At 33.2% G+C, this 21668-nt stretch carries 27 protein-coding genes, 1 pseudogene and 1 other annotated feature; of the genes and pseudogenes, 6 read left to right on the forward strand and 22 right to left on the reverse strand.

Annotation, left to right across the window (positions count from 1 at the left end; translation table 11 throughout):
* Positions 1–57: 57 nt before the first annotated feature.
* From IGJ24_RS11405 to IGJ24_RS11465, 13 genes and pseudogenes are all read right to left on the reverse strand, one after another.
* A pseudogene (locus IGJ24_RS11405) lies at positions 58–1460 on the reverse strand (IS3 family transposase).
* An 86-nt stretch (positions 1461–1546) separates the two neighbouring features.
* A complete protein-coding gene (locus tag IGJ24_RS11410; RefSeq protein ID WP_002375712.1) occupies positions 1547–4189 on the reverse strand; it encodes a valine--tRNA ligase in 2643 nt (880 codons plus the stop codon).
* A 103-nt stretch (positions 4190–4292) separates the two neighbouring features.
* Positions 4293–4532: a binding site (T-box leader), on the reverse strand.
* Between the two features lie 49 nt (positions 4533–4581).
* The gene (gene tpx / locus IGJ24_RS11415; RefSeq protein ID WP_002355111.1) at positions 4582–5070 is read right to left on the reverse strand and encodes a thiol peroxidase; all 489 of its coding nucleotides are present in this window, start codon (positions 5068–5070) and stop codon (positions 4582–4584) included.
* A 63-nt stretch (positions 5071–5133) separates the two neighbouring features.
* Positions 5134–5781 carry a redox-sensing transcriptional repressor Rex gene (locus IGJ24_RS11420; RefSeq protein WP_002365189.1) on the reverse strand — a complete coding sequence of 216 codons (648 nt, stop codon included), beginning with the start codon at positions 5779–5781 and terminating at the stop codon, positions 5134–5136.
* A 129-nt stretch (positions 5782–5910) separates the two neighbouring features.
* On the reverse strand, positions 5911–7125 hold the full coding sequence (gene thiI, locus IGJ24_RS11425; protein WP_002359156.1) for a tRNA uracil 4-sulfurtransferase ThiI: 1215 nt from the start codon (positions 7123–7125) through the stop codon (positions 5911–5913).
* Between the two features lie 91 nt (positions 7126–7216).
* Entirely contained in the window at positions 7217–8335 is a 1119-nt protein-coding gene (locus IGJ24_RS11430; RefSeq protein ID WP_002365190.1) for a site-specific integrase, read from the reverse strand.
* Positions 8310–8522 carry a DUF3173 domain-containing protein gene (locus IGJ24_RS11435; protein WP_002399131.1) on the reverse strand — a complete coding sequence of 71 codons (213 nt, stop codon included), beginning with the start codon at positions 8520–8522 and terminating at the stop codon, positions 8310–8312. The genes IGJ24_RS11430 and IGJ24_RS11435 overlap by 26 nt, the downstream gene beginning before the upstream one ends.
* Positions 8523–8614: 92 nt before the next feature.
* Positions 8615–9052 carry a hypothetical protein gene (locus IGJ24_RS11440; protein ID WP_289865913.1) on the reverse strand — a complete coding sequence of 146 codons (438 nt, stop codon included), beginning with the start codon at positions 9050–9052 and terminating at the stop codon, positions 8615–8617.
* 18 nt (positions 9053–9070) lie between these two features.
* A complete protein-coding gene (locus IGJ24_RS11445; RefSeq protein WP_002380872.1) occupies positions 9071–10579 on the reverse strand; it encodes a cell division protein FtsK in 1509 nt (502 codons plus the stop codon).
* Entirely contained in the window at positions 10580–10960 is a 381-nt protein-coding gene (locus IGJ24_RS11450) for a HepT-like ribonuclease domain-containing protein (RefSeq protein WP_002371429.1), read from the reverse strand.
* A complete protein-coding gene (locus IGJ24_RS11455; RefSeq protein ID WP_002393071.1) occupies positions 10950–11276 on the reverse strand; it encodes a nucleotidyltransferase family protein in 327 nt (108 codons plus the stop codon). The genes IGJ24_RS11450 and IGJ24_RS11455 overlap by 11 nt, the downstream gene beginning before the upstream one ends.
* A 59-nt stretch (positions 11277–11335) precedes the next feature.
* Positions 11336–11629: a hypothetical protein gene (locus tag IGJ24_RS11460; protein WP_002394269.1), complete on the reverse strand. Its 294-nt coding sequence runs from the start codon at positions 11627–11629 to the stop codon at positions 11336–11338.
* A 41-nt stretch (positions 11630–11670) separates the two neighbouring features.
* Positions 11671–11823, reverse strand: coding sequence for a DUF6906 family protein (locus IGJ24_RS11465; protein ID WP_002380874.1), 153 nt, complete (start codon positions 11821–11823; stop codon positions 11671–11673).
* Positions 11824–12049: 226 nt separating this feature from the next.
* Here IGJ24_RS11465 and IGJ24_RS11470 point away from each other — a divergent pair, with 226 nt between their 5' ends.
* Positions 12050–12238 carry a hypothetical protein gene (locus IGJ24_RS11470; protein WP_002371434.1) on the forward strand — a complete coding sequence of 63 codons (189 nt, stop codon included), beginning with the start codon at positions 12050–12052 and terminating at the stop codon, positions 12236–12238.
* On the opposite strand, the gene IGJ24_RS11475 is transcribed toward IGJ24_RS11470, so the two are convergent.
* The 4 genes from IGJ24_RS11475 to IGJ24_RS11490 form a co-directional block, all read right to left on the reverse strand.
* A complete protein-coding gene (locus IGJ24_RS11475; RefSeq protein WP_002380875.1) occupies positions 12225–12386 on the reverse strand; it encodes a hypothetical protein in 162 nt (53 codons plus the stop codon). The genes IGJ24_RS11470 and IGJ24_RS11475 overlap by 14 nt on opposite strands.
* A 22-nt stretch (positions 12387–12408) precedes the next feature.
* The gene (locus IGJ24_RS11480; RefSeq protein ID WP_289865912.1) at positions 12409–12825 is read right to left on the reverse strand and encodes a DUF961 family protein; all 417 of its coding nucleotides are present in this window, start codon (positions 12823–12825) and stop codon (positions 12409–12411) included.
* Complete coding sequence (locus tag IGJ24_RS11485; RefSeq protein WP_002365226.1) at positions 12825–13151, reverse strand: hypothetical protein; 327 nt, start codon at positions 13149–13151, stop codon at positions 12825–12827. Before IGJ24_RS11485 ends, IGJ24_RS11480 begins: the two co-directional genes overlap by 1 nt.
* A gap of 85 nt (positions 13152–13236) precedes the next feature.
* The gene (locus IGJ24_RS11490) at positions 13237–13488 is read right to left on the reverse strand and encodes a hypothetical protein (protein WP_002365227.1); all 252 of its coding nucleotides are present in this window, start codon (positions 13486–13488) and stop codon (positions 13237–13239) included.
* A 744-nt stretch (positions 13489–14232) separates the two neighbouring features.
* On the opposite strand from IGJ24_RS11490, the gene IGJ24_RS11495 reads away from it, so the two are divergent.
* Genes IGJ24_RS11495 through IGJ24_RS11505 form a run of 3 tightly spaced genes read left to right on the forward strand, consistent with a single transcriptional unit; the run spans position 14233 to position 15640 of the window.
* The gene (locus tag IGJ24_RS11495) at positions 14233–14616 is read left to right on the forward strand and encodes a helix-turn-helix domain-containing protein (RefSeq protein ID WP_002380877.1); all 384 of its coding nucleotides are present in this window, start codon (positions 14233–14235) and stop codon (positions 14614–14616) included.
* A complete protein-coding gene (locus IGJ24_RS11500) occupies positions 14613–15266 on the forward strand; it encodes an ImmA/IrrE family metallo-endopeptidase (protein WP_002380879.1) in 654 nt (217 codons plus the stop codon). The genes IGJ24_RS11495 and IGJ24_RS11500 overlap by 4 nt, the downstream gene beginning before the upstream one ends.
* Positions 15267–15304: 38 nt before the next feature.
* Positions 15305–15640, forward strand: a complete 336-nt coding sequence (locus IGJ24_RS11505) for a winged helix-turn-helix transcriptional regulator (protein WP_002365231.1) — start codon at positions 15305–15307, stop codon at positions 15638–15640.
* A gap of 37 nt (positions 15641–15677) precedes the next feature.
* On the opposite strand, the gene IGJ24_RS11510 is transcribed toward IGJ24_RS11505, so the two are convergent.
* The 4 genes from IGJ24_RS11510 to IGJ24_RS11525 all read right to left on the reverse strand — a co-directional run bounded on the left by IGJ24_RS11510 (position 15678) and on the right by IGJ24_RS11525 (position 19077).
* Positions 15678–17009 (reverse strand): FAD-dependent oxidoreductase, encoded by a 1332-nt coding sequence (locus tag IGJ24_RS11510; protein WP_289865911.1) that lies wholly within the window; start codon positions 17007–17009, stop codon positions 15678–15680.
* Positions 17010–17108: 99 nt separating this feature from the next.
* Positions 17109–17984: an aldo/keto reductase gene (locus tag IGJ24_RS11515; protein WP_289865910.1), complete on the reverse strand. Its 876-nt coding sequence runs from the start codon at positions 17982–17984 to the stop codon at positions 17109–17111.
* Between the two features lie 75 nt (positions 17985–18059).
* On the reverse strand, positions 18060–18479 hold the full coding sequence (locus IGJ24_RS11520; protein WP_002380882.1) for a MerR family transcriptional regulator: 420 nt from the start codon (positions 18477–18479) through the stop codon (positions 18060–18062).
* Positions 18480–18495: 16 nt separating this feature from the next.
* Positions 18496–19077 carry a histidine phosphatase family protein gene (locus IGJ24_RS11525; protein ID WP_002380883.1) on the reverse strand — a complete coding sequence of 194 codons (582 nt, stop codon included), beginning with the start codon at positions 19075–19077 and terminating at the stop codon, positions 18496–18498.
* A 221-nt stretch (positions 19078–19298) separates the two neighbouring features.
* On the opposite strand from IGJ24_RS11525, the gene IGJ24_RS11530 reads away from it, so the two are divergent.
* Both IGJ24_RS11530 and IGJ24_RS11535 read left to right on the forward strand, forming a co-directional pair.
* Positions 19299–19628, forward strand: a complete 330-nt coding sequence (locus tag IGJ24_RS11530) for a winged helix-turn-helix transcriptional regulator (protein WP_002365236.1) — start codon at positions 19299–19301, stop codon at positions 19626–19628.
* Positions 19629–19706: 78 nt separating this feature from the next.
* Positions 19707–20315, forward strand: coding sequence for a hypothetical protein (locus IGJ24_RS11535; RefSeq protein ID WP_002380884.1), 609 nt, complete (start codon positions 19707–19709; stop codon positions 20313–20315).
* Positions 20316–20441: 126 nt separating this feature from the next.
* Here the strand turns inward: IGJ24_RS11535 and IGJ24_RS11540 are convergent, their stop codons facing one another.
* Positions 20442–21491 carry a hypothetical protein gene (locus tag IGJ24_RS11540; protein ID WP_279259472.1) on the reverse strand — a complete coding sequence of 350 codons (1050 nt, stop codon included), beginning with the start codon at positions 21489–21491 and terminating at the stop codon, positions 20442–20444.
* Positions 21492–21668 lie beyond the last annotated feature (177 nt).

The raw sequence follows: 21668 nt of genomic DNA on the forward strand, positions 1-21668 counted from the left end.
CCTGTAGTGACCCCAAAAAGTTAGACTTTTATAGAGTGGATTTTTCCACTCTATTTTTTATGCAGTTTTTTGATTGAATTGTCGAAATTCTACTGGGCTTTTCCAGTTAAGTTTTTCCTTGATTCGGTGATGATTGTAATAATAAATGTAGTTCTCAATTGCTTCTCTCAATTCATTTTGACTTTGATAGATTTTTCCATAGTACACTTCTTGTTTTAGGATACTGAAGAAATTCTCCATAGGAGAATTATCTAAACAGGTTCCTTTTCGAGACATACTTTGAAAGATATTGTTGTCCTTTAATGTTTGTATATAGACATTCATTTGATAAGCCCAGCCTTGATCAGAGTGAAAGGTGCGCCGATAGGGACAATCATTTGTTTGAGAAATTGCTTCTTTCAGACCTCCCATAACTGTTTTACCATTTGGTTGAGTAGAAAGGCTATAGCTTAGAATTTCACTATTATACATATCCATAAATGGATCTAAGTATAGTTTTTTCTGACGAAAGATGCCTGCGTTATCTGCTTCAAAGTACTTAAATTCAGTTGTATCAGTTGTAATTTTTTGATGAGGAACAGAAGTTTTAAATCGGCGACGAATCAAATTTTTAGCGATTTTACCAACGGTTCCTTTATAGGAATTATATTTTCTGGATTTCTTAGTAAAAGCTTTGACTTGTAACTTTAACTTTTGTATTAATCGCTGGACTTTCTTTTTATTCACTTGAAATCCACGTCGTTTCAATTCTTGGGTCATCCTTCTATAGCCATAATGTTGATGTTTTTTACGAATCGCTTGAATTTCTTCTTCAATGATTTGTGTTGAAGCTGTTCTGTCGAGGCGTTTTTGCCAGTACATGTAAGTAGATTTTGGAAACCTTAGGGTTTCCAAAATATCTTTTAATCGAAAGTGTCTTCGGAGACTGTGAATGATTCGTGCGATTCGTTCATTTTTTGTTCGTCCTCTAAACGCAGTCTCCTCAATTCTTTTAAATAGGCATTCTCAATTTTTAACATTCTATTTTCTTTTTCTAGTTTCTCTACTTGAGATCGTTCACTTGGTAGTGGTTGGGGTTCATTTCGTTTCTTTTTAGACATGGTAGGTGGACGTCCTTTCTGTTTAGAGAGTCCCTCTATACCAAACTTCTGATACGTTCTAAGCCAATTCGCAATCAATGATGGATTGTTCATTTTTAGAAGATTAGCTACTTCTTGATAGGACAACTCTGTTGTTAAATATAACTCTAACGCATCTAGCTTAAATTGAACAGAGTAATTCTTATTTTTTCGACTGCGAAGTAGGCCTTCTTCACCAAGTTCTTTATAGGCATTTATCCATTTGCTTATTTGAGAACTATCTTTAAACCCATACTTCTTTGCGAGAAACCTTAGACCTCCTTGACCAGATAAGTAGTCATGAACAAGTTTAAGTTTAAATTCAAAACTGTATTTTGCCATACAAAAAAACCTCCAAAAGTTAGATTTCTAGGTCTAACTTTTGGGGGTCGGCTCAACCAACGTTTGGTTTTGTTGTCTTTTCTTTTTTAGATTGAACGTAATTGGGCAATCCGTTCTTTGACAGCCTCTTGTTTTTCAAGGTAGTCTTTTTCTTTTGCACGTTCTGCTTCCACGACCTCATCTGGTGCGTTTGACACAAAACGTTCATTTGAAAGTTTGCCTTGCACACGTTTGACTTCTTTTGTCCATTTGTCTAATTCTTTTTCTAAGCGAGCAATTTCTTCTTCAATATTAATCAACCCAGCTAATGGTAGGAATAGTTCTGCACCTGTTAATACAGCGGACATGGCTAATTCTGGCGCTTCTATTTCACGACTGATGACTAATTCCTCTGGGTTACAGAAGCGTTCTAAGTAGCTAGTATTAGCTGTTAAAAATTCTTCTACTTCTGTATCGTTTGTTTTAATTAACAAAGTAATTGGTTTAGAAAGTGGTGTATTCACTTCTGCTCGAATATTCCGAACCGAACGAATAACTTCTTTCAGAACTTCCATTCCTCGAGCTGCTGCTTCATCGTTAAATTCTTCATGAACAACTGGGTACTCTGCCACAACCAATGACTCACCTTGATGCGGAATTTTTTCCCAAATTTCTTCTGTTACAAACGGCATAATTGGATGCAATAAGCGTAAGATTTGATCCAATGTGTACACCAAGATGCTCCGTGTTGTTTGTTTAGCTGCTTCATTTTCTCCGTAAAGAATTTCTTTACTCATTTCAATATACCAATCACAGAAATCATCCCAGATGAAGTTGTATAATTGGCGACCTGCTTCACCAAATTCAAAACGATCAAATAATTCTGTCACACGGGCGACTGTTTCGTTTAAGCGCGTTAAAATCCAACGATCAGCGACAGTCTTTTCACCACTAAAGTCAATATCTGCAGCAGTCATACCTTCTACATTCATGATAACGAAGCGACTTGCATTCCAGATCTTATTGATAAAGTTCCAAGAAGCATCCATTTTTTCATAACTAAAACGAACATCTTGACCTGGAGCTGAACCATTTGATAAGAACCAACGTAACGCATCTGCACCATATTTTTCGATGACATCCATTGGATCAATCCCATTCCCCAATGATTTACTCATTTTGCGTCCTTGCTCATCACGAATTAAGCCGTGAATTAAGACATTTTGGAAGGGACGTTCGCCTGTAAACTCTAAGCTTTGGAAAATCATACGACTTACCCAAAAGGCAATAATATCATAGCCAGTAACTAATGTGCTTGTTGGGAAGTAACGTTGATAATCTTCGCTTGCTTCGTCCGGCCAACCCATCGTTGAAAATGGCCATAATGCAGAACTAAACCATGTATCTAAGACATCACTATCTTGAACCCAGTTTTCACTGTCGGCTGGTGCTTCCATCCCAACATACATCTCGCCCGTTTCTTTGTGATACCAAGCAGGAATTTGATGGCCCCACCATAATTGTCGCGAAATAACCCAGTCATGAATATTTTCCATCCAACGTAAAAATGTTTGATTGAAGCGTGGTGGATAAAATTCAACAGCGTCTTCTGTTTTTTGATTTTCTATTGCTTTTTCAGCTAATGGTCCCATTTTTACAAACCATTGGGTCGATAAACGAGGTTCCACGACAACGCCTGTTCGTTCTGAATGGCCCACGCTGTGATTCATTGTTTCGATCTTAATTAAGCGACCTAATTCTTTCAAGTCAGAGACAATCGCTTTACGTGCAGCAAAACGATCCATTCCTTCGTATTTTCCAGCCAGTTCATTCATCGTGCCGTCTTCGTTCATAACATTTACTCGAGGTAAGTCATGACGATTACCGACTTCAAAGTCATTTGGATCATGGGCAGGTGTGATTTTTACAACCCCTGTTCCAAATTCCATATCTACATAGTCATCTGCAATAATTGGAATTTCTTTATCGACTAATGGCAAGACAACTGTCTTACCAATAAGTTCCTGATACCGTTCATCTTCTGGATGGACCGCAATCGCCGTATCTCCCAACATTGTTTCAGGACGCGTTGTCGCAATTTCAACAACGCCAGAACCATCTGATAATGGGTAGCTCATGTGGTAAAAAGCTCCTTCAATATCTTTATGGATTACTTCAATATCAGACAATGCTGTTTTCGCTTTTGGATCCCAGTTAATGATATATTCACCACGGTAAATCAAATCTTTCTCGTAAAGAGAGACAAACACTTTACGAACGGCCTCAGATAGCCCTTCATCTAAAGTAAAACGTTCACGGCTGTAATCTAAAGAAAGGCCCATTTTTGCCCACTGTTCACGAATGTGAGAAGCATATTCTTCTTTCCATTCCCACACTTGATCAACAAATTTTTCACGACCTAAGTCGTAACGTGAAATTCCTTGTTGTGCTAGTTTCTCTTCTACTTTTGCTTGCGTGGCAATTCCGGCATGGTCCATTCCTGGCAGCCATAACGTATCAAAGCCTTGCATTCTTTTTTGGCGGATAATCATATCTTGTAATGTTGTATCCCAAGCATGCCCTAAGTGTAGTTTTCCTGTTACATTGGGTGGTGGAATAACAATTGAATAGGGCTTCGCTTTTTTGTCGCCACTTGGTTTAAATAAATCTTGATCTAGCCATTTTTGATAACGGCCAGCTTCGATTTCTGTCGGTTGATATTTCGTTGGTAAGTTTTTTTCTTCTGACATTTTTTCCCCTTCTTTCTTAAAATACGCGATTTGGAGCGGTAATTATTTTACAAATGAGTTTTTTTGGGCTAAACACTAAAATACGCCCTAAAATACTTTCGTATTTTAGGGCGTAGATTCATCTTATTTACGCGGTACCACCTAAATTGCATTTGAATTGAATTCATTCAAATGCCACTCATTCGTGAGATAACGTTCACGAAACGAATCGTTCTACTAACGTACTGTGTTCAAACCATTGACTCACAAGCTACCTTCTCACTGGTTGTGTAAAAGTCTTGCACCTGAACGACTTTTTCTCTAAAACGACGCCAATGATACTCCTCTTGTTCGCTGTCTTTGCTTCATTCTACAATGAAGCGCAAGCAAAGTCAATTTGTAATCTAGAGGGATTACACTTTTTTTGCAGCTTCTAACGCTTGTTGATAATCGGGTTCCGACGAAACTTCTGAGACGATTTCTTCATAAACTAACGTTCCTTCTGGGTCAATCACAAAAATAGCACGTGCTAAACGACCCATTTCTGGAATATACAAACCATAAGCTGCACCAAATGAGTCTTCAGTATCATGAAGCATTTCCATTTCGACACCCTCAGCGGCACACCAATTTGCTTGTTCTTCGACTGTATTATTAGAAATCGTGATAATCTGAACACCGTCTAATTTCGCCGCTTCTTGATTGAAACGTTTCGTTTGCAGTGAACAAACACGTGTGTCGATATCAGGAACCACACTAATTAAAACCGTTTTACCTTTATAATCTGCCAAGTTGATTTCTTGGTTGTTTAAATTTTTCAAAGAAAAGACGGGGGCTTTTGTGCCAACTTTAGGCTGCTCACCTGTCAATTCTAATACGTGCCCTTTTCTTGTAACATTCATTCTGAAATCCTCCTTTTCCACTTTCAATAATAAGTATAGTAGAGGATTTTTATGAAGACAATTTTATTGCTTTGGGCTATTTGCTAGTGAAAAAGTTTCATTAAAATAAATCAGTGTTTGCAGTTCCGTTGTTAAATCAATATACTGCACACTAACGTTGGCTGGCACACTGACACGGTCTGGCGCAAAATTTAAAATCGCAGTCACACCCGCTTGTACAATTTTGTCGATGGCTTTTTGGGCATGGTGACTTGGTACTGTAGAAATGGCTACCGTGACCCCTTCTTGTCGAACGAATGCTTCTAACTCAGACATATCATGAACTAATAATCCATTAATCGTGGTGCCAACTAAAGCTGAATCATTATCAAAAGCACAGACAATATTCAAATTCTCGTTGCGTCTAAAATTATTTTTTAATAATGCCTTGCCTAAATTGCCACAACCAATCAGAGCAATTCTTTTTTCTTCTTGCGTATTTAAAATATTACTAAATACCTCAATTAAATACGGCACATCGTAACCATAACCGCTTCGGCCCAGTTCACCAACGTGGGAAAAATCACGCCGAATCGTTGCAGAAGGAATCTGGATCATTTCACTAAACTCTCGTGATTTAATGCGTTTAACACCAGAATCCCCTAACATTTTTAAATAACGTAAATAAACCGGCAAACGTTTTGCCGTTGCTTTAGGCATTTTTTTCTCCATCCTCTGTCCTCCTTGTTACCTACTTCACATATTCAGTTTATCACGGTTCCCCTCTCCGAGCAACTTGTTTGTGAAATAAGTACAAAATAAATACAGTGACGTCTAAGCGACCGTCACTGTATTTATTTCTTATAGGAAATCTGCAAATTCGTCTTCTTGTTTATCTTTCGCTGTTTCTGCTGAAATCTCTGTAATTTTGAGTCCTTCTAAGGCCCGAGCCATTAAACCTTCCAAGTCTAAGCGCGCTTCATAATCTTGCGCTTTATCCAAGCGAGGTCGTGTTTTCGGTTGCGGTGGCGCAAAAATTGTACAACAATCTTCGAAGGGTTGAATGGCTAATTCAAATGTGTCAATTTTTTCGGCAATTTCGATAATTTCTGTCTTATCCATTGAAACAACAGGTCGAATTATCGGTGTTGAGGTAACCTCATTAATTGCTACCATACTTTGAAGTGTTTGCGAAGCCACTTGTCCTAACGATTCACCGTTAATAATGACTAAACCTTTCCGCATTTCACGAATTGCATCTGTTAAGCGTAACATTAAACGTCGTGTAATGGTCATTAAGTAGCCTTGGGGAACAACTCGTTTTATTTCTTCTTGAATTTCTGTAAAGGGCACTTCAATAAATTGAATAGTTCCTACATAAGGGACTAATTTTTCAGCTAGATCTTTGGCCTTTTGTAACGCTTGTTCACTTGTATAAGGCGGACTAGCAAAATGGACAGCTTCCACTTCCACGCCACGTTTCATAGCTAAATAACCTGCAACTGGTGAATCAATGCCTCCTGACAACATCAACATACCACGACCACTGGTGCCCACTGGCAATCCACCCGCACCACGAATCGTTTCATAAGATAAATACGCCGCATCTTTACGAATTTCAATTCTTAAGTTAATATCAGGCTTTTTCATTTGTACTTGAATTTCCGGGATGGCTTCAATAACAGCCCCACCTAATTCTTGATTCAAGCCATTTGAATCAAGTTCAAATGAATGGTCCGAGCGTTTAGCAGTAATTTTAAACGTCTTACCTGGCGTATAAACTTCCCGAACAACCTCTTGAACCATTGCACGAATCGCTGGCATTTCTTTTTCAATACGAATACTTGGCGAAAAATTTTGAATTCCAAACACTTTACTTAGTTTCGGAATCACTTCTTCACTATCTTCCCCATTTAATAAAATATGCATTCTGTCTCGATCTGCATGGATTTTCAATGCTGGAAAATCAGCTAACGCACGTTTCACATTTTGTGCTAACTGCATGATAAACGTTTTACGATTTTTTCCTTTAGTTGATAATTCGCCATAGCGAACCATAATTTCTGTATATTTCACTTTCTATTAATCCCTTTCTAAATCGCTTTAAAACAAAGCTTACAATTAGTTTTCATTATATTTGCTAACAATAAAGCTAACAATTACTATTCTAAATTTTTAAATCAGTTAATTTCTTAGAAACATCATTCATTCTTCCATTATAAAGGTGCCCATATTTTTCTAAAGTGGTTGTTATACGACTATGACCCAATCTTTCCTTAATAACCAGTGAATCTTCCTTAAGGGCAATTAACATAGAAGCATGAGAATGTCTTAAAGCGTGTATCTTAATCACTGGCACATCTGCTAAGTCACAAAGTTTTTTAAGCCAGCCATGCGTTGTAGACTTAGCCAATGTTCCACCATCTATAGAAAATATAAGGTTTATTTTTAAAGGAGATTGCTGTTCTCTCCATATTTCAAAAAGCCGTAGCGTTTCATCGTCAAGAGATACCGTTCTAATACTACTTTTTGTTTTTGGCGTTGTAGTTCTAAACTCTCTTTTATTTTTAACAAGCATCGTCTTATTAATATAAACAACTTTACTGTCAAAATCAACATCTTCCCAATTCAAAGCTAAGGCTTCACCTAGCCGAAGACCTGTCATGAATAAAAATCTAAAAAACATTTTTTTAAAGAACAATAAACTATCGCTTTCATCACTAAGCAGCATTACTTTTTGCATATCATCTATAGTCCAAATGTTAACTTCTTTCTCTTCAACACGAACTCTACTTACTTTTTTTGATATATCTTCATCAATAAACCCAAAAATAAAAGCTCGCTCAAATACGGATTGAATATTACAAATGATCAAATTAATATACTCTGGAGATAAACTTTCACCTGTTTTAGTTTTATACTCACCAGATAAATAATTAATCAATTTTTGTAAATCAACCGTTTCAATAGCATTTATCTGTACCTCATTAAAGATAGATAAATGATTTTCAATTATACCTGTATTGGTCTTAAAAGTACCTTCCTTAACATGATTTTTGTACCAGCATTTATAATATTCTTCGTAAAAATTACCAAATGTAATCTTTTCACGTTTTTCTTGATAATCAATCATAAACTGATTATAAGCTTTTTTTGCCTCCTTTGCTGTCTTAAATCCACGCTTAAATTTTTGTATTCTTTTCCCTTTTAAATCAAAACCTAAGCTTGCAACAAAATAATACTTACCTGTCTTTTTGTCTTTATAAACATTTGATGTCTTTGCCACCTTTATTAACCTCTATTCCTAAAATTTCTTCAACTACACTCACAGGAACACAAGAGATTTTTTTACCACTATAGAAGTGGCAACCTCTTTCTACTAGTAAAGCTTTGGCTTCACGAATAACACGTTGTGATTGGTATGGAGAAAATCCAAGGCTAATAATGTCTTTTTTTGTCACAGTACTTAACATTAATAATACCATCTCCTTCTATTTAATTACATAAAAAAAAGCAGTACTTAATTAGCACTACCCTATGTCAAATGTTCATTAAAATTGAATTTCTATTTAAATTTACCCGACTTGTAGATAACTTCATAGTTACCACTAGCTTTCATATCATCAAAAGTTGCTTTGCTTTTTGTACTATCTAACTGCTTATCTTCATCATAATAATAAAAATACTCCAATGCACTAGGCTCATCTTTAACAGGAACCCAAATATCAGCCAAATAACGATTAGTGTCTTTTTTATTCAAAGCAAAGATTACTTCTTCAACAATTTTAGTTCCCTTATTTTCTATAAATTTTTCAAACTCAACAGGATCAGTTAATTTTTTTATTCGCTTTCCATTAGAAAATCGAACTAATTTTGCATAGCTTTCTGATTGTTCATAGAGAATGTCACGAATACGTGTATCTAAATCAGGCTTTTTATATCGTTTCTTGACTTCAACATATACTCGTTCTCTAACGTGTTTGATTATTTCATTAGAATCCAATAAAAAGCTCCTTTCTTATTATCCAAATTTTTCACTTAACTTTGCTAACTTTGCTTGCCCCGCTTCTAACTCTTCATCAATTTCAGCAAGGGCTTCTTTATCCACATGTTTTGATATTTTTTTAGATACTTCTTCTTGAACTTCTTTTGAAATTTCTTCATATCCTAGTTCTTTAGAAATCTTGATAAATTCCTGAATGAAGTCAAAATCTTGTGGTACTTGCGGGCTATAAAATTCTCTTGCTACTGAACCTCCTTGTGCAACATAACCACGACCATAGACTTTTTGACCGTCAACTTTTTCAACATATTTAAAGTTTTTATTTTTATTTTCATCACCAAAAATCATCAAAATACCTGTTTCTGAAAGACGGCCAACTGACATTCGAAACATAAAATTATCACGTAAAGCCGTTTTGATAAATTCACCATCTGGACGTTGCATTGCAACGATAAAGAAAATCCCTGCTTGACGAGCTTTTAAAATAAGTTGGGTTAAATATTCATCTACATCGCCATCAATCGCATAGTCATTCGCTAATTCTGCTTTAAATGCTGCAAATTCATCAATCACAATAAACTTAGGCTTTAAACCATAGTACGCATAATTTTTACCCATTTTGTAATCAGGGCTATTATTCATCATTTCAAAACGTGCATTCATTAATTCAACTGCATTTTTCAAGCAATTAACAATATCTATTTTTCCTGTATGCACTTTTCCTGCAAACATTGGTAACTTACCTAGTGCCATCAAGTCAGAATTTTTAGGATCACAAATTTCCATTTCACCCACACGGCAAAGTGCATAAATTAGAGATAAAATGGTAAAAGTTTTGCCTCCGCCAGTTCCACCACCTAATAATAAATGTGGGTCTTTATCAAAGTACCAATACAACCCTTTCATTAATTGAACCTTTCCTTTATCAGCTTGCATATCCTTTATCCAAATACGCTTATTGTAAACATCAGAAGCTAGTTCATAGGTAATAAAGCCTTTTTCATCAATTTTATTTAAATTGTCCGCATGAAACGCTGTTTCCAAAAAACCACCAATGGTTTCAAATTTTTCCTGAAATTTATTACCTGCTGTTTCAAATGAAACGAAAATACTATTTTTTGCAGACTTATAATAAATTTTTGGGAACTTTATTTTTTCTTTTGTTTTACCATCACTACCTTTAACTTGCTTCTTCGTATAATAGCCATTGTCGATAATCATACGAGCTAACACTTGACGTTGTTCTACTTTAGAAAAATAGCCCGAATTGATAATTGAAGCCTTAACAAGCAATGTAATTAGCACGATTGAGCCTATCGAGACACCCATAATGATTAACGCTGGTACAATATATATTTTCCAATCAGTTGGATTTGAAAGATATAAAGGATACATCCATTTATAGCCCACAAAATAGCCTAAACAAGCAAAAATTGGCATAAAAAATAACACTCTATAGAGTGCCAACAAATTTCTTGAAGAATAACGAATTCTTCTACCTCTATATCTAAATAATTTTTTTACCATTTACCTACCTTCTTTTTTTAACCGTGCTAATTCTTGTCTACAAAATTCTTTATACATTGGAATATATTCTGTAGCCATTCGAAAAATCTGACGTTCATTCATTGTGCTATACGAATGTGCAAACATATTCCTCATATTCCTAAGTCTTTTCCAATCAACTTTACCACTATTTTTCTCTTTAAATTCTTCTGAAAAGCCACTGTTCCCAACAGTATATTCACCAATTTGCATTAAACACATACTGATTGCATTAAAAAACACTCTATCATGATAGAAGGTTTCATAATCCCTTCCAAAACGATTGAGTGTCTGTTCTATATCTTCAATGTAGATCAGCGTTCCTCTTAACAAACGTAAATCCTTTGCTGTACTATCTCTCAAATACCTTTACACCTTCCTTTAAAATGGTAGCTAACAATTCTCTTCTTTCGGGTTTATCTTGTGTTTCAACAAGAGTTTCTAGCTCCACTAAATCAATATCATGCGCTACAGCTTCTTTTAATTCTTCAAAGAAATCTCCATATAAATTCCAATAGGCTTCTTCTGATTGTCCTGTAATATCTACAGCAAAATCAATATCACTGGTTTCTTTCGCTTCATTACGTGCATAAGAACCAAAGACATAAACGACTGGTACATTGTGTTTTTCTGCTACAGGTTTCACACGCTCTTTAATTTCATTCATTGTCATCACCATTTTTCTCACCTCTTCTAACGTCTATTCTAAAGCCATTATAAAGCATTCAAATTTCACAATCAATTCACTTTACTTGTGTATTCCTCAAAGAAAACACCCTTATCAAAATCTTCATGCAGTTTATTATTATATGCTTTAACTAATTGTTCTAAAAAATTATCTAACAAGTTTAAAATAGCTTCATCACATTCAAAAAATAAATCATCTAACAATAAAAACTGGATAAGATACTCACTAGTTTCGTTATAAAGTTTTAAATACAATGTACTATAATAACTAAAACTTTGCCACATACGATAGACTCTAATTTTTCTCTCTAAAAACCTCCTATATTTTTCTTGTTTTACACCCATTCTTTCCGCCAAGTCTAACACTACTTCTCCGCCACCCCCTTTCAATAATAAATTTCCTTCAAATTACCACTTTCTTTATGAAGAAAAATCACACTACTCTTCAACCGTCTTTCTACTAACCAATTTGTTGGATTCAATCGGCAACGTTTCAACAACTCTTTTTCTTTCCTAACTAGGCGTTTCCCTTGTTTCATTTAACCTCTCCTTTTCTTTATTATTAATGTCTATTAACAAATCTTGTTAACACAAATTAATAGTTAAAAGGGCACTCGTTAGAATGCCCTTTTTAGCTGTTAAACGGTGCTACCGATTCCTCTGAATATGATATTTACTTTCGTTTCAATTCCCACATCCAATTAATTTTTTCAGAAATTTCTGGTTCAGTGGTAAAATATTAACAAAAGGAGGTGTCCTATAATAATGCTAAAAACAATTGAAAAAGCATGTGAAATAGATATGCAATCCGTAACAATTATTCTTGCCAACAACCAAAGACTCAAAATTGAAAAATTCCAATCAATTATTGATGATAAAATTTTAGAATTTATCAGCTCCAATATTCAATACTACATTCCTGAAAAAAGTATTCTCTATTTTACAACGTCTTAAGAGATACCATTGTTCGTTGCATTTCATGATCTAATTTAATCGAAAGATAATTTAGCGTTACTTTTGCTTGTTCAAAGGTAACGTTGTTTTGTGCCAAAACTTTATATAACTCATCACCTATTTTTTTTAATTCTTCCCTTTTACTCATTAAATCTACCTCAATCTAATATTTATTTTTGCTCATTTGCTTGATTCTTATTTTCTTTTTGTAGTGTAGGTTGCGCTGGTTTAACAGCTCCTACTTTTTTAATACCCACTGCACGGACTTTAAACGCTTGTTCTGTTTGTACATTGTCATTAAAACCTTTGTAAGCATTAAGCCATCCACGAGCTGTTACATTTCCAGTCAACTCGATTTCATCATCATAATTGATATCACTAACGTCATAGCCTGGATCAATCGCAATTTCTACTTGGTCATTTAATTTGCTAGAATAAACCGTTACTCGTTGTTCACGAACATCGTCAGTCACATTTCCTTCACCATCACGTTCATTAATTGCAACTACTTCTAAGAAATTCATCGTACCAAATGTTCCTACTACATCAAAATTTTCAATCGTGTTATTTTCAAATGATAATTCCATTATTTATTACCTCCAACTACTTCTAAACGTTTTGCATAAACTACCATGTCAATTGAGCGACTATTTCCAATGTTATTCCGTTTTACATTGATTCGTGCTACTGGATCAATTAATTTTACTTCTTCACGGCCATTCAACATTTGTGAATTTCGTAAATGAGGAACAAAAATCTCAAAATCACGTTGCTTTTCGCTTGAAGCGGTGAACACACGACCACGAACAGGTGCTCCATTTACATAAATATCACGTTCTGTTTTATAAACAGCTTTAATTTTACTTCCTAAATTTTTATCACTTAATGCAATTTCTTGAATTCTATTTGCCAAAATAATTTCCTTCTTTCACTAATTTTTATACAAAAATAAACAGTCAACCATTGACTGCCTTTCTCTCTTTATGCAATTCTTCTTATTAACTAAAAAACACAACTTGACAAGGTTTATGATAACCTGTCATTTTATATGTTCGTTGTAAAATCTGATTTTTTAATAATCGACTTTCAATTGTTAAGCGTTCCATGTTTGTTAACTTAACCGCACTCTTACCTAACTTCTTACGTTCTAAGTTATAGCTCTTTTCTATATCCGAAATAGAAAAAGTTTTTTTCTGTCGTTTCATACGTTCAACAAACTTCTCAACAAAAAGTAATAGCTCTTCTTTCATTTTTATCCTCCTTATTCACTTAATAACAAATTCTGTTCTTTCATTTAAAATAAAAAAGTACAACTAAAATAATACAGTTGTGCTTACTAAAGTTAATATTGAATATTCTTTTAGAAAAAATCTTTTCCACGCTTAAAAATAACAACTTTAATTGTATTTCAATTTTAGATTCTTACGTTCATCACAATACATAGAATCATCTTCAATGGCTAGTGACTCTTACATTACATCACATCACGGCACATTAGATAGTACTGTAATATACGGTGTACAGCTCTCCTCCTTTTATTGAGCTTGCATAGATTTTTTTATTCAATCTAGTTCAGCAACTATTTCCAACGTGTCTCACGACATGGTTATTGAAAATAATCTGACAGCTCTGCATTAATCTGTCATCAATATGGCTCTAGTTAAAGATACTACTGCCACCTTGCGTCCCATTCAACGGCTGGTACGCACCACCTCAACAAGACTTACAACATTTAATGAAAACTTCACCCTTGTTTTATCTCGACAACTACCGTACAATAAAAGTGTCTAAGTTTTATTTCACGGCGTTTACGAAATGGAGATTCATTTTCTTCTCGTGAACGCTTTTTTGTTTATTCAACTGAAAAGTTAAACATTTTGTTTAACTTGTGTTAAGAATATACCTTTTAAAATAAATTGTCAACACTTTTTGTTTAACTTTCTCAATTTTGTACACAAAAAGTTTATAATGTACTTATAGAGGAGGTAAAACCAGTGCAACCATTAGCAAAAAGACTACAGCTTTTAAGAGAAGAAAAAGAATGGACAAAAACATATGTTGCAAAACAACTAGGTTTAAATAACTTAGGAACCTATGCAAACTGGGAATATGGAACACGTGAACCGGATTCGGAAATGCTATCAAAAATAGCTTCCCTATATGATGTATCTACCGATTTTTTACTAGGTAGAACAGAGGAAAGAATACATCTAAACGACAAGGAAAAAATTGGAAAAAATATCATTTCTCATTTTCGTTTAAATACTTCTGATATGAACATAGAAGATATAGAAGAATTAGAAGAAGAATTAATCGATTTTCAAGATTTTCTTATAAAAAAAGCAAAAGAAAAAAAGAAACGTAACAAAAAAGATTGATTGGACTGTTGTTGGTGGATTTTATTAGTAAAAAACTCTATTTTGAAGCATTTAATTTTTCAAACGAATTAATAAAAGAAGTATCTTACTATTCTTCCAAAAATATTGAACAAGTTAAATGCTTTGATATTGAAAAATATGTAAAAGAAGTTGAAGATGTTGAATTTGTTGAATACACGTTTCAAAAACAACTTAAAAGACGGATGCTTGGTTCAATCTCTAAAGTAGACGATGAAGTCATTATAACAACAAACAAAGAATTAATGTTAGAACGAAAAAATTTCACTAAAATGCATGAGGTTATGCATTACTACATAGATATACCTAAAATTAATAATGCAACTCATACTTTTTCTGATATTCTTTTGAAAAATGGTTACTTGATGGAAGATTTTCCAAAAGAATATCGTGCTAATGTCGGTGCTAGTATGTTAATGGCAAATGATCAAGCATTGTTTTACGCATTAAAAAAATTTTATTCATTCGAAGAAATTGCACAATACTTTTTTATGAGCAAATCTGCATTAAGAAATAGACTCATCGAGCATCTTATGTATGTAAATAATTGTACTTTTGCACACGCTAATACACTTTTTAACAATTATTACTTTCATAAAGAAACTGATATCTACAGATTTATTTTCAATTAGTTTTTATTTTTAATGAATCATAAAAGGAGTGTTATATAATGGATAAAAACGTGGAAAAAAAATGCCCTGTAGAGGCTTTATCTAATATACTTGGAAAAAAGTGGGTTCCCCAAATAATAGAATCCCTAAACGGAGGATCTATGCGCTTTGGAGAAGTTTGCCGATTGCTTCCGAATAGTTCTCCAAAAATGATCAAACAACAACTAAAACTTTTGGAAGACAATGAGATTGTTAAGAATGAAAAAGAAGTTTTCAATAATACTACTTCGTCTACTTATTATTTGTCTGAAAAGGGAAAAGATTTAGCAACTATTGTTTTACAAATGAAACTATGGGGTCAAAGAGAATTAGATTGTACAAATCTAAAAAATTGAAGTTCATTTCTATGGTTATGAAATGAACTTCAATTTTTTATTTTAGTAAATCATTTAAAGATTCCGACATAGTAGGATGGGTATACACTCTATCACGTAATACTTTATAGTCCATATTAAAATCCATTGCCAACGAAATAAGATTTATTAATTCATGAGATTCTGCACCATATAAAGAAGCTCCCAAAATCTTTTCAGTTTCTGCATCTATTATTACTTTAAAAATTCCTACTGTCTGATCAATAATATGGGCTTTAGGTATAGCTTTTACAGGTAAACTAAAAACTTTATAGTTTACTTTGCTTTTTTCTAGCTCTTTTTCTTTTATTCCAACACTTGAAAAAGGTGGTGTTATAAATACACTGTACGGTATATTACCTCTATTCATAGTATTTCTCTTTTTGTCACCATAAAGATAATCCACTATTATTCTATAATCATCTAAAGAAATATAGGTAAATTGTAGGCCCCCTTTTACATCGCCTATTGCCCAAATATTTTCCACAGATGTTTTTAAAAATTCATCTACAACAATAGCCCCATGACTATCCGTTTTTATATTTGTGTTTTCTAATCCTAAGGCATCTGTATTAGGTTTTCTACCTGTAGCTACAAGCAATTTAGACACTTCTACTTTCTTTATTTTACCAGCTTGAGTATATATTACTTCAGTATAATTATCCTTATCTATGATATGGTTTATAGATACGCCTAACTGAATATCAATTCCCTTATCTAAAAAATCTTTATATATTAATGTTGAGATATCTTCATCTTCTCTAGGTAAAAATTCAGAGCTAGCATCTAAAATACTAACTTTGCTTCCATAAGAATTAAACATTGATGCAAATTCTAACCCAATATAACCAGCACCTATAATAACTATTTTTTCTGGTGCTATTACTTGTTCCATAGCAGTTGTAGAATCTAAAACATTTTTACTTTTATTTAACCCATCTATAGGTAATTTGATAGCTTTTGAGCCCGTATTAATAAAAATACGTTCACCTTCAACTTGGATTTTCATATTATCTGTCTTAGTGATTTGTATGATTTTATCTGATAAAAATTTAGCTTTTCCATTTAAAATAGTTATATTCTCTTCTTCAAAAAGGTTATTGTAATTTTTTTCTCTCAACTTACTTGTCAAACTATTTTTTATTGAATGCGCCGTTGACATATCTACATGTTTTTCTCCATTAATTATTAAAGATTTTGATGGTATACATCCTACATTAATACATGTCCCTCCATACATTAGTTCAGATTCTTCAATCATCAATACCTCTTCACCACGCATAGCAATTTCTTTTGCTAGTGTTTTCCCTCCCTTTCCAAAACCAATAATTATATTTTTATATTTGTTCATAACAATCACTTCCTTTCTAAAATAATTTTATAAGGTTTTATTATAGCTAGCAATTAGTTACTTTAAAGTAACCATACAGACCTATCTTTTTTAACTCCTTTAATCCACATTAATTTCAGTGTCTAGCATTCTATTCATAAACCATTCCACTTGCTGTGGTGCGTCATGATCAAAGAAAGCAGATTCTTTCATGTCTAAATTCGCTATCTTTTCAATGTCTTCTTTTGAAAGCTCAAAATCAAAAATATCAATGTTTTCAGCCATTCGTTCGGGATGGACTGATTTTGCTAAAGCAACAATCCCTCTTTGAATTAACCAACGTAATACAACTTGTCCTACTGTCTTTCCGTATTGTTTACCGATTTCTGTTAATACAGGTTTAGTAAATAGTTCGTGACGACCTTCTGCAAATGGTGCCCAAGCTTCAACTTGTACGCCATATTTTTCATGCCATTCCTGATCTTCAATTCGTTGATTCCAAGGATTCACTTCGATTTGATTGATTTGAGGTTTCACCTCATTCAACCCAATAAATTCAATCATTTTAGCTGATTTGAAATTTGAAATTCCTATTGCACGCAATTTCCCTGCTTTTTGAGCGGCAACCATTGACCGCCATGCACCATAAATATCTCCATATGGTTGATGAATAAGATAAAGATCAAGATAATCCAATCCCATTACTTTAAGAGAATGTTCAATCGTTTCCTTAGCTTTGTCCTCTGATGCTTGAAGAATAAACAATTTAGAGGTAATAAAAAGTTCATCTCTAGTGACCAGATCTTCATTGATGGCACGTTTGATTCCCTCACCTGTTTCTTTTTCATTTCCGTAAATAGAAGCTGTATCGATCAGACGGTATCCTGCTTTAATGGCTTGATAGACTGCTTCAGCTGTTTCTTCTAATGGAATTTGATACACACCGAATCCCAATTGAGGCATTTCTACATCATTATTCAAAGTAATTGTTTGCATATTGTTTTCCTCCTCTAATTTCTTTACATGTTCTATCCTAAACCTTAGAGTTAAATACATAAAAAGAAAAAAGTTTTATTTTTTTCGTTCCCATAGTTTTTCGACTTTATCAGGATCCAATTCACCAGCTTTAAATTTTGCAATATGATCCTCGTATGTTTCTATCTTGTACACAAGTAATTCTCTTGTTTGTTGCATTTCCCCTAGCTTTTTATCTAATTCTACTAACTGTTCTTTTAAAATATGCTTTTGCGCATCTTCTACATTTTGTTTATCTCTAAGTTGTGCTAAAGTTGAAAATTCAATCAAAGATTCTATAGATAATCCTGCATTACGAAGATTTTTTACTAAATAAACCCAATTTAAATCTTTAGTTTTATAGTCTCTATATCCGCTACTGTTTCTTGATACAGGAGGTATTATTCCCACTCGTTCATAATATCTTAACGTATCTACTGTTAAATTAAACATTTCTGCTGCCTGTTTTATATTCATTATTGTCTTTACCTCCTTACTCTAAATGTGAAAAATCATGATTAATAATCTCTTCTAAGTAAAACTGATCATTCTCAAAACAAAATTTCATAATACTACAGTTACCAATAGGAGCTTGCGGTGTAATATCACTTAAATGCGCCCACTCTCTTATAAATTGTCTACAAGCTGCTCCATGTGAGACTACTAAAATAGTTTTACCTTGTTCTTTCTGCATAATATTTACTAAGCATTTTGTTACTCTTTTTCTAAACTCTATTTCTTCTTCACCACCATATTGTACAAAAAAATCTCTATAAGGTAATGGTGGATTTAAATATTCATGCTCCGCTTCTAATCTGCCAAAATTCCATTCTTTTAATCCTTTATGCCTCTCATAGTTTATTTCTGTAATTAATTCTAATGTATCTGAAGCTCGTTCAAGAGTAGAAGTGTGTGCACCATCAAATACAATACCGTTTTTTTCAAAAAATTCTTTAGCTATCTTAGCTTGTTCAATTCCTTGTTTTGTTAAAGGAGAATCGCACCATCCTTGAATTTTTTTTTGTTGATTGAACAATGTTTGACCATGTCTCATTAAATAAAGTGTCTTTTTCATCTATCTAACTCCCTACTATCTATTTTTCATCATTATAAACCTTGAAGTTAACATCAAGGCAACTGATTATGTTTTAAAATATATATCTATAATTTTTCACACAATATTGGCTAAAATAGAAAGTCTATTAATAAAATTTTATTAGATATTTTCGTTGAAATTATCTATAAATTTAATTTATACTATAGATAAATTAAAAATTCTATTCGGAGAACAAAATTATGAAAAAAAATCCACAATTACCTATTTGTGATGTAGAAACAACAGTTAAACTAGTTAATAGTAAATGGAAGGTCTTGATTATCCGGGATTTAATGACTGGTTCCAAAAGAAATAGTGAGTTAAAAAGATCATTGAGTGGAATTTCACAAAAAGTTTTAACAGCTAGTTTAAAGTCAATGATTAAAGATGGCCTTGTTGAACGTATTGATTTTAAAAAAAATCCACCCCATGTCGAATATAAATTAACTAAACTAGGAAATACATTATTACCTGTAATTGAATCTATGAGAGAGTGGGGAGAATTCTACAAAACACAAGTTAACATATAGTTACATTTTTGTACCTACTTCTCATTCTAAAAAAAATAAGCTATCCTTATATTATAGAAAATTAGGGAGCGTGAAAACATGGATATAGAAATGTTTGATTTTGAGCAAGTAAATGTAAATGCCAAACTTACTACTTTAAAAAAAGATATTGTTTTAAGAGTTGTAAAATCAAATAAAATAATGGAGTTTGATGAAAACACCTACGCCAAAGTAACTAATTTTTCTTTTCATAATGGTATAATTGAAGTAAAAATGTTAAGTAGGTTATTGTCGAATGCTCCAAACTTTGCTCGAGGTTTTATCGGTATTGCATTCAGGATAAATGATGGTGATTCTAAATTTGAATCTTTTTATATACGCCCTACCAATGGTCATAGCGAAGATCCTATAAGAAAGAATAGAGCAGTACAATATTTTTCATACCCTAACTATACCTTTGAATATTTTAGAAATCTTAATATAGCAGATTATGAAGGTCCAGCTGATATTCAGCTTAACGAATGGATTACTTTAAAAGCCATAATTCAAGAATCTAGAGGTGAATTTTATCTAAACAATAATGAAACTCCTTCTTTGGTTGTAGAGAACATGAAACTCGGGGAGGCTGCTTCTGGTAGTATAGGATTGTTCGTTGATATCGGTACAGAAGCGTTTTTTAAAGATTTAAAAATTATAAAATTCGATTAAATAATAACAATTGCATGCAATAAAAAAGTCTGAAAAGCATTAACAATAATGTTCTCAGACTTTTTTTATAAGCAGTTCAAAATATTCATTACATTGATTATTAACACTTAAATTACTTTAATGTTCTTACATTTTATGCTCTCTTTCAGGATTTTTTACTAAGTTAGCCCCTAATAATCCAAATAGGGAAGTAATAATTAAGCCAACGACCATTGCAATAAATCCCCAAATAGATGCTTTAGCTGTCGTGTTTGACGCATCCTCTGCCGCTTTTCTTGCTTCATCGATTGATTCTTTCAAATCATCTTTAGCTTTATCTAAATTAGTACGCGCAGTGTCAATTTGTTTTTGCGCTTCATCACTAGCTGTTTTTAATTCATTGTAAATATTATCTGTTGCTTGTTGTGCTTCTTCTTGAGATAAGTCGCTATTTTTCGCTACAGCATTCGCAATCGCGTTTTTATCTACGGAATCGCCAATTTTTTTCGCTTGGTCTTGTAAAGAATCCGCTGTAGAATCAAAAACCTTATCTGCATTTTCAGGATTTTTTATAATTTCTTTACCAGCATCTTTGATTTTATCAGTCGCTTCACTCATTTGATCTTTTAAATAATCTGGTTGAAGTTCTGGAACATCCGTATCTTTTAAATATTTATTTACATTGTTTTGTAGTTCTCGTGTATTGACCGTGCCAATTTCATCAGTTACTTTATCAAAACCTTTTGAAATCGCATCGCCAGCAGTAGAAGCAACTGCCCCAACACTATCCCCTACACCAGAAGCAACATTTCCTAAAAGGGAACCGATTGCTGAAAATGTACTAACTGCTGTATAACTCACTAAAAGCATTACTACAATCATACTTGTTGCCCATGTTAAGAAACCGTGCAATAAACCAATTCTTTTAGCCGCTACACCAGATACAAATCCTGCAGCCATCAGAGATAACACAATAGTAATAATCGTCCAAATAATGAGTCCAGTCCCAACTCCATCTAAAGGGTTACTTGATGTCGGTTTTAAAGTACCGAACCCAATCGCTGATCCAATAAGTCCAAGAGTCATAAAAATAGATAGAAATGTAATTACTCCAGCAAAAACTGATCCCCAAGAAATGTTTGTCCCCGCTTCATCGTCTGTAAAATAAGTTCTGAATCTTGTATTGCTTTTTTTCATTTTATATATCCTCCTAATTTTTATTTACAATAAAATTTTATAGGATGTTATTTATTTATACAAATATTTTGATTTCCTATAATTGTAAACTATTATTTAAAAACATTTATTCAATTTGTTTTATGTGATAAATAACCTGTTATAATTTAATAATCTAATTACGCAAAAAAATTATCC

Origin of the sequence: Enterococcus sp. DIV0546, from assembly GCF_051712785.1 — a bacterium.
GTDB classification, from domain to species: domain Bacteria; phylum Bacillota; class Bacilli; order Lactobacillales; family Enterococcaceae; genus Enterococcus; species Enterococcus faecalis.